The 15,603-nt window shown below is 73.3% G+C and carries 11 protein-coding genes; 10 read left to right on the forward strand and 1 reads right to left on the reverse strand.

Annotated elements, in window-relative coordinates:
* Positions 1–53: 53 nt before the first annotated feature.
* From ACZ6CL_RS08980 to ACZ6CL_RS09015, 8 genes are all read left to right on the forward strand, one after another.
* The gene (locus tag ACZ6CL_RS08980) at positions 54–1,190 is read left to right on the forward strand and encodes an ATP-binding protein (protein WP_468932995.1); all 1,137 of its coding nucleotides are present in this window, start codon (positions 54–56) and stop codon (positions 1,188–1,190) included.
* A complete protein-coding gene (locus tag ACZ6CL_RS08985; RefSeq protein ID WP_468932998.1) occupies positions 1,187–3,631 on the forward strand; it encodes a DUF5682 family protein in 2,445 nt (814 codons plus the stop codon). The genes ACZ6CL_RS08980 and ACZ6CL_RS08985 overlap by 4 nt, the downstream gene beginning before the upstream one ends.
* On the forward strand, positions 3,631–4,809 hold the full coding sequence (locus tag ACZ6CL_RS08990) for a VWA domain-containing protein (protein ID WP_468933001.1): 1,179 nt from the start codon (positions 3,631–3,633) through the stop codon (positions 4,807–4,809). The genes ACZ6CL_RS08985 and ACZ6CL_RS08990 overlap by 1 nt, the downstream gene beginning before the upstream one ends.
* 158 nt (positions 4,810–4,967) lie before the next feature.
* Positions 4,968–5,876: a hypothetical protein gene (locus tag ACZ6CL_RS08995; protein ID WP_468933003.1), complete on the forward strand. Its 909-nt coding sequence runs from the start codon at positions 4,968–4,970 to the stop codon at positions 5,874–5,876.
* A gap of 94 nt (positions 5,877–5,970) precedes the next feature.
* Complete coding sequence (locus ACZ6CL_RS09000) at positions 5,971–7,575, forward strand: hypothetical protein (RefSeq protein WP_468933005.1); 1,605 nt, start codon at positions 5,971–5,973, stop codon at positions 7,573–7,575.
* Positions 7,576–7,890: 315 nt separating this feature from the next.
* Entirely contained in the window at positions 7,891–9,063 is a 1,173-nt protein-coding gene (sucC, locus tag ACZ6CL_RS09005) for an ADP-forming succinate--CoA ligase subunit beta (RefSeq protein ID WP_468933006.1), read from the forward strand.
* A gap of 21 nt (positions 9,064–9,084) precedes the next feature.
* Positions 9,085–9,969 (forward strand): succinate--CoA ligase subunit alpha, encoded by an 885-nt coding sequence (gene sucD / locus ACZ6CL_RS09010; protein WP_009717120.1) that lies wholly within the window; start codon positions 9,085–9,087, stop codon positions 9,967–9,969.
* A gap of 193 nt (positions 9,970–10,162) precedes the next feature.
* On the forward strand, positions 10,163–11,941 hold the full coding sequence (locus tag ACZ6CL_RS09015; protein ID WP_468933008.1) for a cell division protein PerM: 1,779 nt from the start codon (positions 10,163–10,165) through the stop codon (positions 11,939–11,941).
* 69 nt (positions 11,942–12,010) lie between these two features.
* On the opposite strand, the gene ACZ6CL_RS09020 is transcribed toward ACZ6CL_RS09015, so the two are convergent.
* Entirely contained in the window at positions 12,011–12,940 is a 930-nt protein-coding gene (locus ACZ6CL_RS09020) for a hypothetical protein (protein WP_468933011.1), read from the reverse strand.
* 353 nt (positions 12,941–13,293) lie between these two features.
* Here ACZ6CL_RS09020 and purN point away from each other — a divergent pair, with 353 nt between their 5' ends.
* Together purN and purH are read left to right on the forward strand one after the other, a co-directional pair.
* Positions 13,294–13,941 (forward strand): phosphoribosylglycinamide formyltransferase, encoded by a 648-nt coding sequence (gene purN / locus ACZ6CL_RS09025; protein WP_468933013.1) that lies wholly within the window; start codon positions 13,294–13,296, stop codon positions 13,939–13,941.
* Positions 13,938–15,503: a bifunctional phosphoribosylaminoimidazolecarboxamide formyltransferase/IMP cyclohydrolase gene (gene purH / locus ACZ6CL_RS09030; protein WP_468933016.1), complete on the forward strand. Its 1,566-nt coding sequence runs from the start codon at positions 13,938–13,940 to the stop codon at positions 15,501–15,503. The genes purN and purH overlap by 4 nt, the downstream gene beginning before the upstream one ends.
* The last annotated feature ends 100 nt before the right edge of the window (positions 15,504–15,603 follow it).

Genomic DNA, 15,603 nt, shown 5'->3' on the forward strand with positions numbered 1-15,603 from the left:
CAGAGTGAAATGCGCGTCCGGGAGCGGAACGAGCAACGAGTCGTGGGGGAGCTGTGACCGTCACTGTGTCCGGAATCAATTCACCTGAAAGCACCGAGGGCGGCGAGGCCGCCGAGGTCATCCGTCCGCACGCCGAGGCCGCCTTCGCCGACGAGCTGAGCGCCCTGGCCGCCGCCGACGACCGTCCGCGCCCGGCCCGCTGGCGGTTGTCGCCGTGGGCCGTCGCCACGTATCTGCTCGGCGGGACGCTGCCGGACGGCACCGTGATCACACCCAAGTACGTGGGCCCGCGCCGGATCGTCGAGGTCGCCGTCACCACGCTCGCCACCGACCGCGCCCTGCTGCTGCTCGGCGTCCCCGGCACGGCCAAGACCTGGGTCTCGGAGCATCTGGCGGCGGCGGTCAGCGGCGATTCGACCCTGCTGGTCCAGGGCACGGCCGGGACGCCCGAGGAAGCGATCCGTTACGGCTGGGACTACGCCCGGCTCCTCGCCCACGGCCCGAGTCGCGCCGCGCTCGTCCCGAGCCCGGTGATGCGGGCCATGGCGGACGGCATGACCGCGCGCGTGGAGGAGCTGACCCGCATCCCGGCCGATGTGCAGGACACCCTGATCACCGTCCTGTCCGAGAAGACCCTGCCGATCCCCGAACTGGGGGAGGAGGTCCAAGCGGTCCGCGGCTTCAACCTCATCGCCACCGCCAACGACCGTGACCGCGGCGTCAACGAGCTGTCCAGCGCGCTGCGCCGCCGCTTCAACACGGTGGTGCTGCCGCTGCCCGCGACCCCGGAGGACGAGGTCGACATCGTCGCCCGCCGCGTCGCCCAGATCGGCCGCTCGCTGGACCTCCCCGAGGCCCCGGAGGGCGTGGAGGAGATCCGCCGCGTCGTCACGGTCTTCCGCGAGCTGCGCGAAGGCGTGACCGGCGACGGCCGTACGAAGCTCAAGTCGCCCTCCGGCACCCTGTCTACGGCGGAGGCCATCTCCGTGGTGACGAACGGCCTGGCACTCGCCGCCCACTTCGGCGACGGCGTGCTGAGGCCCGGCGACATGGCCGCGGGCATCCTGGGCGCGGTCGTCCGTGACCCGTCCGCCGACCGCGTCATCTGGCAGGAGTACCTGGAAGCGGTCGTCCGCGAGCGCGACGGCTGGAAGGACTTCTACCGCGCGTGCCGCGAGGTGAGCGCGTGAGCCCGCACGGCGACCGGGTGCCGGAGTGGCCGTTGTTGCTGGGGGTGCGGCATCACGGGCCTGGGTCGGCGCGGGCCGTGCGGGCGGCGCTCGATGAGTGCGAGCCCGGCGTCGTGCTCATCGAGGGGCCGCCGGAGGCGGACGCGTTGGTGCACCTCGCCGCCGATGAGGGCATGCGCCCGCCCGTCGCGCTGCTCGCGCACGTGGCGGACGACCCGGGGCGCGCCGGGTTCTGGCCGCTGGCCGGGTTCTCGCCGGAGTGGGCGGCCATCCAGTGGGCGCTGGCCCGCGGCGTGCCCGTGCGGTTCATCGACCTCCCGGCCGCGAACTCCCTGGCCATGACGGCGAAGACCGAGCCGGGGGAGGACCCGCCGAGGGAGGAGCGGCCGGGTGAGGCCCGGCCGGGCGACGCCGAGCGGGCGCGCGTCGATCCGCTCGCCGTCCTCGCCGAGACGGCCGGGTACGAGGACCCGGAGCGCTGGTGGGAGGACGTCGTCGAGCACCGCAGCGTCGGCGGGACGGCGGCGTTCGCCGCCGTCGGCGAGGCCATGGGGGAGCTGCGGGCCGCGTACGGGCACGGCGGGCACGAGGACGACGCCGTCCGGGAGGCCCACATGCGGGTGCGGATGCACGCGGCGCGGCGGGAGTTCGGGGAGGCCGTCGCCGTCGTGTGCGGGGCCTGGCACGTACCGGCGCTGGCCGCCCGCTCCACCGTGACCGCCGACCGGAAGCTGCTCAAGGGACTGCCGAAGGTCAAGGCCGAGGTCAGCTGGGTGCCCTGGACACACCGCCGGTTGGCACGGCGCAGCGGTTATGGGGCGGGGATCGCCTCGCCCGGCTGGTACAGCCATCTCTTCCACGCCCCGGACCGGCCCCTGGAGCGCTGGCTGACCAAGGTCGCCGGGCTGCTCCGGGACGAGGACTTCGCGGTGTCGTCCGCGCACGTCATCGAGGCCGTGCGGCTCGCCGAAACCCTCGCCGCCCTGCGCGGCCGCCCGCTCGCCGGGCTCGCCGAGACGATGGATGCCGTGCGGGCCGTCATGTGCGAGGGCTCGGACGTGCCGATCGCGCTGGTGCGGGACCGGCTCGTGGTGGGGGACGTGCTGGGGGAGGTCCCCGCGTCGGCCCCCGCCGTACCGCTCCAGCGGGACCTGCGGCGCGCCCAGCGTTCGCTGCGGCTGGCGCCCGAGGCCGTGGAGCGAGAGCTTGAGCTGGATCTGCGCAAGGACATGGACGCCGCGCGTGGCCGGTTGCTGCACCGGCTGCGGCTGCTGGGGATCGACTGGGGCACCCCGGCGGTCTCGCGCGGCAGCACCGGCACGTTCCGCGAGACGTGGCGGCTGTGCTGGGAGCCGGAGCTGTCGGTGCGGGTCGCGGAGGCGGGGGTGTGGGGCACGACCGTGCTGTCGGCGGCCACCGCCAAGGCCGAGTCCATGGCGCTGGGCGCCACGGCCCTCGCCGAGGCCACCGAGCTGGCCGAGCGCTGTCTGCTGGCCGCGCTTCCGGACGCCCTCCCCGTGGTGATGCGCGCGCTCGCCGACCGCGCCGCGCTCGACGCCGACGTGGGCCACCTCGCGCAGGCGCTGCCCGCCCTGGTGCGGTCGGTGCGCTACGGGGACGTACGCGGCACCGACACCGCGGCGCTGGGCGAGGTCGCCGCGGGCCTGGCCGAACGGATCCTGGTCGGTCTCCCGCCCGCCTGCGTAGGGCTCGACGCGGACGGCGCCGCCGAGATGCTCCGCCACTTGGAGGCCGTGCACCGGGCGATCGCCCTCCTGCCGGAGCCCAAGACGGACGCGGCCTCCGGGGCGGCGGACACGGCGGACACGGCGGCCACCGGGGACCGGGGCGTGGCTTCGGGCGGGGTGTTGCGGGGGCGTTGGGCGGGGGTTTTGCGGGGGATCGCCGGGCGGGACGGTGGGTCTGCCGTCCCGGGGCTGCTTCGCGGGCGGGCCGCGCGTCTGCTGCTGGACGACGGGCGGCTCGCCGAGGACGAGGCGGCGCGGCTGATGCGGCTCGCGCTTTCGCCCGGCACCGCGCCCCCCGAGGCGGCCTCCTGGATCGAGGGGTTCATCGGCGGCGGCGCGGGCGGCGGCATGTTGCTCGTCCACGACGAACGGCTGCTCGGGCTCATCGACGGCTGGCTCACCTCCGTACCCGCCGAGGCGTTCACCGACGTCCTGCCGCTGCTGCGGCGCACCTTCTCCGCCTACGACGCGGGCGTCCGCCGCACTCTCGGCGAGCTGGTCCGCCGTGGTCCCGGGAGCGACGCGGGCGGCGAGGCGGCGCCCGCGGTGCCCGCCGCGCCCGGCTTCGGCCCCGGGATCGACGCGGGCCGAGCGGACGCCGTCGTACCGACGGTGCGGCTGCTGCTCGGTCTTGGCCCCGGCCTCGGTCCCGGACTCGCTCCTGATCGCGACGACGCCACGGAGGTGGCCTGATGGCGGACACGGACACGGACACGGACATCGGCAGCGAACGGCTGCGGCGCTGGCGGCTGGTGCTCGGTGGGCAGGGCGATGGCACCGGCTGCGATCTGAGCGGCACCGACGCCGCCATGGACGGCACGCTCGAAGCGCTCTACGGAGACGACCCCGGCAGCGGCCCCGGCGGCGGCGCGCGGTCAGGCGGGCTCGGCGGCTCCGCGCCGCAAGCGGCGCGGTGGCTCGGCGACATCCGTACGTATTTCCCCACCTCCGTCGTCCAGGTCATGCAGCGCGACGCGATCGACCGGCTCGGCCTGTCGGCGCTGCTGCTGGAGCCCGAGATGCTGGAGGCCGTGGAGGCGGACGTGCATCTGGTGGGGACCCTGCTCTCGCTCAACAAGGCGATGCCGGAGACCACCAGGACCACTGCGCGAGCCGTCGTCCGCAAGGTCGTCGAGGAACTGGAGAAGCGGCTCGCGACCCGCACCCGGGCGACCCTCACCGGCGCGCTCGACCGGTCCGCCCGGATCAGCCGCCCCCGCCACCGGGACATCGACTGGAACCGCACCATCCGCGCCAACCTCAAGAATTACCTCCCCGAGCACCGCACGGTGATCCCCGAGCGGCTGATCGGTTACGGGCGCGCGGCGCGCGGGGTGAAGAAGGACGTCATCCTGTGCGTCGACCAGTCGGGGTCGATGGCCGCGTCCGTGGTGTACGCCTCCGTCTTCGGCGCCGTGCTCGCCTCGATGCGGTCGATCGCCACCCGGCTCGTCGTCTTCGACACCTCCGTCGTGGATCTGACCGACGATCTGGACGATCCGGTGGACGTCCTGTTCGGCACCCGGCTCGGCGGTGGCACCGACATCAACCGGGCGCTCGCATACTGCCAGACGCGGATCACCCGGCCCGCGGACACCGTCGTCGTGCTGATCAGCGACCTCTACGAGGGCGGGATACGCGACGAGATGCTGGGGCGGGTCGCCGCGATGAAGGCCTCCGGGGTGCAGTTCGTGGCGCTGCTCGCGCTGTCCGACGAGGGGGCGCCGAGTTACGACCGGGAGCACGCGGCGGCGCTCGCCGCGCTCGGCGCACCCGCCTTCGCCTGCACCCCCGATCTCTTCCCGGAGGTGATGGCGGCGGCGATCGAGCGGCGCCAACCGCCGATACCGGACATGGCGATGCATCACTGACCATCACTGGCCATGGGCTTGCGCGGCCCCCTGTGGGTCGTGCAAGGATCATTCCCGTCGCCAGGACGTGGAATGTGACCGTCCGATTGGCGCCTCGCCTGTTGCCGTACCACGGAAGGCCCTCCCTCTTGTCTGCCGCGTTCGCTTTGCCTGCCGCTGTGCGCCTGCCGCGCACCGTGGCCGCGCGGCGGGCGCTGCTGGCAGCGTTGTTCCTCGGGGGTTTCCTGGCACTGGCGTTCCTCTTCGGCGGCAGCGCCCAGGCCGCCGAGCGGGGAGAGTTGACGACCGGATCGGTGACGGGCCACCAGGCCCAGGCAGCGGACCTGGTCGACTCGACGCAGGCCGCCGCGAAGTCGGCGAAGTCGGCCGCGAAGGCGGTTCCGGCCAAGGCAGCGGCAGCCAAGACGGCTCCGGCCAAGGCGGCACCGGCCAAGGCGGTCAAGACCGCCGACACCGTGGCACGCCACGCCGCGCACACCGCCACCGACACCGTCCGCAAGACGGTGGAACCGGTGCGCGAGCCGGTCGAGCGGCATGCCCGCCAGGTCACCGACCCGGTCGATGACCTGGTCAGGAAGGCCACGGGCGGGGACCTCCCGGTCCGGCTGTCCGAGGTCGGCGACGCCGGTGTCGGCGCCCTCGGTGACGCCTCACACGGGGCCGCGTCGGGCCACGGCCCGGGCGCGAATGGCGCCGACAAGGACGACACCCTGCACCACCAGGCCCAGCCCGCCGCGGCCCCGCTGGGGCCCGACACGGCGGACTCGGCCGTCGCCGCGCCGCGTTCCGCCGACTCCCACGACGACGGTCACGGCACCGCCGCCCGGGCGTCCGACGGCGCGGGCCAGGGCGACGGCGCCCCGGCGCCGATGCCCCTCCCGCGGTCCCCCCTCGGGACCGTCACCCAGTGCACCGGCGACAGCGGCGCTCCCCGTGGCGGGAACACCCACGCCGCTCTGCCGCCGTCCGGCGCCGCGCACTTCGGGCTCGAGCCCGGCGCGGTCCGCGCGGACAGCTCCGCGCCGACGCGCGAGCGGTACAACGAAGTCCTCGAATTCCCCGGCTAGGGCAGACCTCCCCCCGTCTGTAAGACCTGCCGCGCGGGGGCGGGTCAGGTCTGCCCGTTCGCTCACCCCTTGAATTCGAAGGACTTCTTCCACCATGCGCAACAACGTTCGCCGCTCCATCCTCGTCGCCGCTGCCGCCACCGGTATCTGGGCCCTCGGTTCCGCCGCCGCCAACGCCGCCGAGACCCCGAGCGTCCCCTCCACCGACAGCGTCACCAGCACGGTGGGCGGCGTCACGGGCAAGGTCGCCGACACGACCGACAAGGTCACCGACACGACGGACAAGGTGACGGACACCACCGGCAAGGTGACCGACACCGTTGACGGTGCGACCGGCGATGTGGCCGACACGTCCAAGCTGAACGACACCGCGAAGAAGACCGTGGACGGCGTGACCGGCACCGTGGACGACACCGTGGACGGTGCCGCCAAGGGCCAGCTGCCGGACGTCTCCAAGACCACCCGTGACGTGACCGGTGGCGCGCTCGACGGTGTGACCGGTGACGCCACCAAGCCGGGCAAGGTCGTCAAGAAGGCCCACAAGGCCGTGAAGTCCGTCCAGAAGGCCGCCGACGTGGACCTGCCCACCGGCGAGGTGCCCGGCGTCGTTCCGCACCTGCCGGGCCTCGGCTCGCTGCCGGCCAGCGGCTCCTCGCTGCCCGCCGCCGCCCCGGTGCCGTCCGTCAAGGGTGCCCCGGCCGAGCTGCCCGCCCAGCTCCCGGCCGCCCCGAAGCTGCCCGCCGCCCCCGGCGCCGCCGACAACCTGCTCGCCTCCCTCTCCGGCGCGGGCGTCCGCCCGGAGGAGCTGACCGGCAAGGCCAAGGGCACCGTGGGCCTCGCCAAGCCCGTCGTGGGCGGGGTCGCGGGTGACCTGCTGCCGCCCGCCGTGAACCGCGTCGTGGTCAAGGTCGTCCCGGTCGCGCAGGGCACCGTGGACGACGCGGGCGTGCTGGCCGGTGACGCCGCGGGCAAGACCGTTCCGTACGTCGCCTACGTGGCCGGAAGCGCGCAGGGCTACGCGCTGGGCACCGCCAGCAACGTGGTTCCGTTCGCGCAGGGCACCGTCGCCGACGCCGTGCCGTTCGTGCAGAACACCGTGACCAACGCCGTGCCGGTCGCCCAGAACACGGTCACCAACACGGTTCCGTTCGCCGCCGACCTGGCCACCAGCACGGTGCCGTTCGCGCTGGACCTGACCGGCTCCGTGGCCACGAACGCGCAGGGCACCGCTGTGGACACCGTGGCCCGCGTGCAGAGCCTGCTCCCGGTCGCCCCGGTCGACCTGACCGACGTCGCCAACATCCCGGCCCTCCCGGTCCTGCCGTCGGTCCCGGCCCAGCTGCCCACCGTTCCGGCGGACCTGCCGACCGTTCCGGCGGACCTGCCGTCGGTCCCGGCGGACCTGCCGACCGTTCCGGCGGACCTGCCGACCGTTCCGGCGGACCTGCCGACCGTTCCGGCGGACCTGCCGTCGGTCCCGGCCGACCTGCCGTCGGTCCCGGCGCAGCTGCCGACCGACCTCCCGACCGACCTGCCCACCGTTCCGGGCCAGCTCCCGACCGACCTGCCGAAGGTCCCGGCGGACCTGCCGAACGTCCCGGCCCAGCTGCCCACCGACCTGCCGACGAACGTCCCGGCCGAGCTGCCGAACGTCCCGGCCGACCTGCCCACCGCCCCGAACACCCTCCCGGCCGTCTGAAGGCCGTCTGACGGCTGTACGCAGCCGTAACACCGCGCAGTAGCCGAGAGCGGGCAGTCCTCGTTGGGGAGGGGGCTGCCCGCTCTTGGGTTCCAAAATAGGTGCGTACGGTCGCGATCTGTGACTGTAATCACCGCTCAAGTGTGATCTGCGATTTAGGGACGCACGTCTCGCGGTTATAACCTGCGAGACGGACATGCCGCGTACCCGGCGCACGTGTGCCGCCCTCTCATAGATCGCGTCCTCACGCTGGCCATCGCGGCACGCCCGCGCAGATAACGACCGCGATATCCAGTGGAAAAGGGACGGACGCGCGTGGACCTGTTCGAGTACCAGGCGAGGGACCTCTTCGCCAAGCACGGTGTACCGGTGCTGGCCGGTGAAGTCATCGACACGCCTGAGGCGGCGCGCGAGGTGGCCGAGCGACTGGGCGGCCGCGCGGTCGTCAAGGCGCAGGTCAAGGTCGGCGGCCGCGGTAAGGCGGGCGGCGTCAAGCTGGCCTCCGACCCGGCCGACGCCGTGGAGAAGGCGACCCAGATCCTGGGTATGGACATCAAGGGCCACACGGTCCACAAGGTGATGCTCGCCCAGACCGCGGACATCAAGGAGGAGTACTACGTCTCCTTCCTGCTGGACCGCACCAACCGCACCTTCCTCGCCATGGCCTCCGTCGAGGGCGGCGTGGAGATCGAGGTTGTGGCGGAGCAGAACCCCGACGCGCTCGCCAAGATCCCGGTGGACGCCATCGAGGGTGTGACCGCCGAGAAGGCCGCCGAGATCGTCGCCGCGGCGAAGTTCCCGGCCGAGATCGCCGACCAGGTGGCGGATGTCCTCCAGCAGCTGTGGACCGTCTTCATCAACGAGGACGCCCTGCTCGTCGAGGTCAACCCGCTCGTCAAGACCGGTGACGGCAAGATCATCGCGCTTGACGGCAAGGTGACGCTGGACGCCAACGCCGAGTTCCGCCAGCCGGAGCACGCGGCGCTCGAGGACAAGGCCGCGGCCAACCCCCTCGAGGCGGCGGCCAAGGCCAAGGGCCTCAACTACGTCAAGCTCGACGGCGAGGTCGGCATCATCGGCAACGGCGCGGGTCTGGTCATGTCGACCCTCGACGTCGTCGCGTACGCCGGTGAGAACCACGGCAACGTGAAGCCCGCCAACTTCCTCGACATCGGTGGCGGCGCCTCCGCCGAGGTGATGGCCAACGGTCTTGAGATCATCCTCGGCGACCCGGACGTCAAGTCCGTCTTCGTCAACGTCTTCGGCGGGATCACCGCGTGCGACGCCGTCGCCAACGGCATCGTTCAGGCCCTGGAGCTGCTGAAGTCCAAGGGCGAGGACGTCTCCAAGCCGCTCGTGGTGCGTCTCGACGGCAACAACGCGGAGCTGGGTCGCAAGATCCTCACCGACGCCAACCACCCGCTCGTGCAGCAGGTGGACACCATGGACGGCGCGGCTGAGCGTGCCGCCGAGCTGGCTGCGAAGTAAGGGACGAGGTCACCAAAAACCATGGCTATCTTCCTCACCAAGGAAAGCAAGGTCATCGTCCAGGGGATGACCGGGTCCGAGGGGCAGAAGCACACCCGTCGGATGCTCGCCTCGGGCACCAACATCGTCGGTGGCGTGAACCCGCGCAAGGCCGGCACCACTGTTGACTTCGACGGCAACGAGGTACCGGTCTTCGGCTCGGTCAAGGAGGCCATCGAGGCCACCGGCGCCGACGTCACGGTCATCTTCGTCCCGGAGAAGTTCACCAAGAGCGCGGTCATCGAGGCGATCGACGCCGAGATCCCGCTCGCCGTGGTGATCACCGAGGGCATCGCCGTTCACGACTCCGCCAACTTCTGGGCCTACGCCGGTCAGAAGGGCAACAAGACCCGCATCATCGGCCCGAACTGCCCGGGTCTGATCACGCCGGGTCAGTCGAACGCGGGCATCATCCCGGCCGACATCACCAAGCCCGGCCGCATCGGTCTGGTGTCGAAGTCCGGCACCCTGACCTACCAGATGATGTACGAGCTGCGGGACATCGGCTTCTCGTCCTGCGTCGGCATCGGCGGTGACCCGGTCATCGGCACCACCCACATCGACGCGCTGGCCGCCTTCGAGGCCGACCCCGACACCGACCTGATCGTGATGATCGGCGAGATCGGCGGCGACGCCGAGGAGCGGGCCGCGGACTTCATCAAGGCCAACGTCACCAAGCCGGTCGTCGGCTACGTGGCGGGCTTCACCGCGCCCGAGGGCAAGACGATGGGCCACGCCGGTGCGATCGTGTCCGGTTCCTCCGGCACCGCCCAGGCGAAGAAGGAGGCCCTGGAGGCCGCGGGCGTGAAGGTCGGCAAGACCCCGACCGAGACCGCCGGTCTGGCGCGCGCCGCGCTGGCAGGCTGACGGAGCGCACGCTTCAACGGGCGCGGGCCCGTACCCCCGGACGGGTGGTACGGGCCCGCGCCTTTCGCGTTCCCGGGCCGCCCCCGGGGCCGCATGCCGCCGCTCAACAAAAGGCACATAAGCCCATTACATGCGACACGCGACCAATCGGTTGATGTACGGATGAAACGACTGTTATTGGCAGCATGGGCCCGTGACCCAAACGACCGATCGCAGTCCATCGGTGTCCTCACGCGGTAGTGCCGCGCTCGAGCGCCCCTCCGTCGCCAGGGAAGCGTTCCTCGGCGGCGTGGTGGCCGCGGGGCTCGGCCTGGGCACGCTCGCCGTCGTCGTCCTGCTGCTGTGGATCACCTCCTCATCCCCCGACAGCAGCCCCGACGGGGCGCTGCACGTCGCCGCCGACCTGTGGCTCCTCGGGCACGGCGCCGACCTCGTACGGTCCGGGACGCTGTCCGGGCATCCGGCGCCGGTCGGGCTGACCCCGCTGCTCGTCAGCGCGCTGCCCTGCTGGCTGCTCTACCGCGCCGCGCAGCACGCGGTCTACCAGGGCCAGGCGGAGGAGGCCGAGGGGCAGTGGGTGCCCGAGGACTCCGTCGTCGACCCCCGTACCGCCTTCGGCTGGGTGACGGGCGGCTATCTGCTCGTCGGCGCGGCCGCCGCGCTGTACGCCGCGGCCGGGCCGCTGCGCGTCGACCTGCTCAGTGCCGCGCTGCATCTGCCGCTCGTCGCGGCGGCCGTCGCCGCCCTCGGCGTGTGGGTGGCCGACGGCCGGTTCCCGGTGCGGCTGCCCGCGCGGGCGAAGGCGGCGCTGGGCCGGGTGCCGGGCGCGGCGTGGCTGGCGGCGTGTGTCGTCCGCTGCGCGTCGTGGCTGCGCGGAAGCTGGTGCCGACGGCGCCGGCTGCTCGCCGCGTGCCGCGCCGGGGCCAGCGGGATCATGGTGCTGCTCGGTAGCGGCGCGCTGCTCGCCGGGGTGTCGGTGCTGAGCCACACGGGGGCCGTACAGCTGGCGTTCCTCCAGCTCAGCGACGTATGGCAGGGCCGCTTCGCGGTGCTGCTGGTGAGCCTGGCGCTGCTGCCGAACGCCATCGTGTGGGGCGCTTCGTACGGCATCGGCGCCGGATTCGCGGCCGGGGGCGGCAGCGTGGTCGCCCCGCTCGGCGTCACCACCTACCCCCAGCTGCCGCACTTCCCCCTGGTCTCGGCGCTGCCCGAGGAGGGCCCGCACTGGCCGGTGAACTGGCTGATCGGGGCCCTGGCGGGGGCGTCGGTGGCCTGGCTGACGGCGGTCGCGGCGGCCCGGCGGCCCGGCAAGGGCGCGCCCCGCCCGGCGTGGGGCTGGGGGGAGACGGCGGTGCTGGCGGGACTTGCGGCGCTCGGCTGTGCGGTCGTGATGGCGCTGCTGGCCGCCGTGTCCGGCGGGCCGCTGGGCGCGGGCCTCCTCGCCGACCTCGGCCCCGACTGGTGGCGCACCGGCACGGCCACGCTCGCCTGGACCGGGCTGATCGCGGTGCCCGGCGCGCTGGTGGTGCGCTGGGTGCGGCTGTACGTCCCCGGCCGGGCGACCTGGGCGGAGTGGAAGGCGGCCCGCGCGGCGAAGGCCCAGGCCCGGGCGGAGCTACGGGCGAAGGAGTGGGCGGCCCACGAGGAGGCGCTGGCCCGGGTGGCGCTGGAGCCGAGGCCGGAGCCGGAGGCCGAGCAGATCGACCTGCGGAAGGCCATGGCCGAGCCCTGGTGGCAGTGGCTGAAGCCGAGCCCGCGGCAGCGCGGCAAGCGGAAGCGCGAGCCGCAGCGCGTCCCGGACCCGGCGACGAGCCCGGGCCTGGGCTCCGGGGCCGGCACCGGCATGGGCGCGGGCACGATGGCCGACTTCATGGGCGGCATGGTGGGCGCGACCGGCCCGATGGCGGGCCCGGTGGAGGCGCAGGCCACGCCCCCGCGCCGGAAACCCGACGCCCCGGAGGGGGCCCCGTAGACCGCCGCAGCCGCCCTGGACATGGCGTCCGGGGCGGCTGCGACGTGTGGCGCGTCTATCGCCGGTGCGTTATTCGCCGGTGCTGAGGAGGGGCCGTAGCTCCTTGGGGAGCTGCTTCTCGCAGGCCTGCTGTGAGGTCTGGGTGAGGGCGTCCGCCACGCAGCTGTAGTAGTCCTTGTAGACGATCTGGAAGCTGAACGTCGCCGCCACGATCGCGAGCGCGAGCCCGCCCGTCACCAGCCCGCTGATCGCCGCCGTCGACTGCGGCTTCGACGAGCCGGAGCCGGAGCCGGGCGCGGGCAGCCGGGCCGGGGTGGCGCCGGGCGGCGGGGGCGGCGCGTTGAGCGGGGCGTTCGCCGTGCCGCTCACCGCGGCGGACGAGGCCGTGGCCGTACGGCGCGGCTTGGCCCGCAGCGAGCTGATGCCCCAGTACAGGGCGAGCGCGCCGAGCAGCAGCGCGATCTGCGCCAGGCTGAAGAGCGCGAAGAAGAACGCCCACATGCCCGACAGCAGCGCATACCGAGCGCGCCGCTGCGCCGGGTCGGTGGGGTCCCAGCCGCGCGGACCGGCCGGGCCGCCGCCCTGGCCGCCGGGCCCGGAGGGGCGGTTGCTGCCGCCGGGGCCGGTGCCGGGGCCGGTGCCGAAGCCGCCGCCCTGCCGACCGGGCTGGCGGCTGCTCCACTGGCTGCCCCAGACCGGGGGCTGCTGGGGCTGGTCGTCCTGGCCGCCCTGCGAGTCCCGGCCGCCCTGGGCGTCACCGTTCCCGCTGTCGCTGTCGCTGTCGCTGTCGCCCTCGGGCCGGTGCCGGGGCTGCCAGGGCTGGTCGGGCCTGCCCTCGGGCGGCGGGGCGAACGGATTGTCCTCGGGCCGGTCCTCGCCGTGCTGGCCCCCGGACGAGGCGGAGGAGGGCGAGGAGGACGAGGGGGACGAGGAGGAGGACGACGGTGACTGCTGCTCGCGCAGCAGCGGCGTCGTACGCGACGTGCGGGCGCGCCTCATCGCCGCCCCCCGGTGCGGGTGGGGGTCGGAGTGAGGTGATGTGCCGCGCGGCGGCGTCGGTCCGGCATCTGGAATGTGTCTTCCCCTTGTGTCGTCGTCCTGCACACCCGGGCCGGGTACGGCTGCTTCCGTACGGCTCGGCGGGGCGGGCGCGACGGTCGTTCCCACGGCATCAGTTGGATTCGCAGTCCAGACGCTACCTCCCGTGCCCGCCCCCGTCCCCCGGGGGCCGCTTCGTGTGCCGGTATCGTTGCTGACGGTCGGCGGCTTCGTAGAGTTCCCCGGAATTCAACAGGCCATGACCTTGTACGACCACACAAACGGCAGCACCGCCCGCGAGAAAGATCCCCGCCGTGGCCTCCCCGCCCCTCCCCGCCCCTTCCGGGTCCCCTGCCCGCCTCGTCGTCCTCGTCTCCGGCTCCGGTACGAACCTGCAGGCGCTCCTCGACGCCATCGCCGACGACGGCGCCGCGGCCTACGGAGCCCAGATCGTGGCCGTCGGCGCCGACCGCCGTGACATCGCCGGTCTGGAGCGCGCCGAGCGCGCCGGTATCCCCACCTTCGTGTGCCGCGTGAAGGACTACGCGAGCCGCGCCGAGTGGGACGCGGCGCTGGCGGGCGAGACCGCCGCGTACGAACCGGACCTGGTGGTCTCGGCGGGATTCATGAAGATCCTGGGCAAGGAGTTCCTGGCCCGCTTCGGCGGCCGGTGTGTCAACACCCACCCGGCCCTGCTGCCCAGCTTTCCCGGTGCCCACGGGGTGCGCGACGCGCTCGCGTACGGCGTGAAGGCGACCGGCTGCACTGTCCACTTCGTCGACGACGGGGTCGACACCGGCCCGATCATCGCCCAGGGCGTGGTCGAGGTCCGGGACGAGGATGACGAGTCCGCTCTGCATGAGCGGATCAAGGAAGTCGAGCGTTCGCTGCTCGTCGAGGTCGTGGGGCGTCTGGCCCGTCACGGCTACCGCATTGAGGGACGAAAGGTAAGGATCCCGTGACCGCCGAAGGTACCAAGCGGCCCATCCGCCGCGCGCTGGTCAGCGTGTACGACAAGACCGGGCTCGAGGAGCTGGCACAGGGGCTCCACGCGGCGGGTGTCCAGCTCGTCTCGACCGGCTCGACGGCCGCGAAGATCGCGGCGGCGGGCGTCCCGGTGACCAAGGTCGAGGAGCTGACCGGCTTCCCGGAGTGTCTGGACGGCCGCGTCAAGACCCTGCACCCGCGCGTCCACGCGGGCATCCTGGCCGACCAGCGCCTCGACGCGCACCGTGAGCAGCTCACCGAGCTGGGCGTCGAGCCGTTCGAGCTGGTCATCGTCAACCTCTACCCGTTCCGCGAGACGGTCGCCTCGGGCGCCTCGCCCGACGAGTGCGTCGAGCAGATCGACATCGGCGGTCCGTCGATGGTCCGCGCCGCCGCCAAGAACCACCCGTCCGTGGCGGTCGTCGTCAACCCGGCCGCCTACGGTGACGTCCTCAAGGCCGCCGCAGACGGCGGCTTCGACCTGGCGCGGCGCAAGCGGCTGGCGGCCGAGGCGTTCCAGCACACCGCCGCGTACGACGTGGCGGTCGCCAACTGGTTCGCGGAAGGCTACGCGGCCGCCGACGAGGGCGACTGGCCGGACTTCACCGGCGCGACCTTCACCCGGAAGCAGGTCCTGCGCTACGGCGAGAACCCGCACCAGCCCGCCGCGCTCTACAGCGACGGCAGCGGCACCGGCCTCGCGCACGCCGAGCAGCTGCACGGCAAGGAGATGTCGTACAACAACTACGTCGACACCGAGGCCGCCCGTCGCGCCGCCCACGACCACACCGACCCGTGCGTCGCGATCATCAAGCACGCCAACCCCTGCGGGATCGCGACCGGCGCGGACGTCGCCGAAGCGCACCGCAAGGCGCACGCGTGCGACTCGCTGTCGGCGTTCGGCGGCGTGATCGCCGTCAACCGTCCGGTGTCGGTCGCCATGGCGGAGCAGGTCGCGGAGATCTTCACCGAGGTCATCGTCGCCCCCGGGTACGAGGACGGCGCGGTCGAGGTGCTGGCCCGTAAGAAGAACATCCGCGTGCTGCGCTGCGCCGACGCCCCCGCGGCCGTCACCGAGCAGCGGCCCATCGAGGGTGGCACGCTGGTGCAGGCCAAGGACCGGTTCCAGGCCGAGGGCGACGACCCGGCCCACTGGACCCTGGCGACCGGCGAGGCGCTGGACGCCGACGGCCTCGCCGAGCTGGCCTTCGCGTGGCGCGCCTGCCGGGCGGTCAAGTCCAACGCGATCCTGCTCGCCAAGGACAACGCCACGGTCGGCGTCGGCATGGGGCAGGTCAACCGCGTCGACTCGGCGAAGCTGGCCGTGGCCCGGGCGGGCGAGGAGCGGGCGGCCGGTGCGTACGCCGCCTCCGACGCCTTCTTCCCCTTCCCGGACGGCTTCGAGGTGCTGGCCGAGGCGGGCGTCAAGGCCGTGGTGCAGCCGGGCGGCTCGGTCCGCGACGAGCAGGTGGTCGAGGCGGCCCGTAAGGCGGGCGTGACCATGTACTTCACCGGTACGCGGCACTTCTTCCACTGAGCCTGCCCGACGCGACGAATCTCACTGGAGGCCGCACCCCGAGGTCAGGGGTGCGGCCTCCGCCGCCCACCCCACCTCGTCCCCTCTCACAGGCCCTTCT

It is taken from the genome of Streptomyces sp. NPDC041200 (genome assembly GCF_055591805.1).

Coding starts and splice junctions, on each gene's coding strand:
- ACZ6CL_RS08990 (WP_468933001.1), top strand. CDS start 3,631: ATGGCGGACACGGACACGGACACGGACATCGGCAGCGAACGGCTGCGG.
- ACZ6CL_RS09000 (WP_468933005.1), top strand. CDS start 5,971: ATGCGCAACAACGTTCGCCGCTCCATCCTCGTCGCCGCTGCCGCCACC.
- sucD (WP_009717120.1), top strand. CDS start 9,085: ATGGCTATCTTCCTCACCAAGGAAAGCAAGGTCATCGTCCAGGGGATG.
- ACZ6CL_RS09020 (WP_468933011.1), bottom strand. CDS start 12,940: ATGAGGCGCGCCCGCACGTCGCGTACGACGCCGCTGCTGCGCGAGCAG.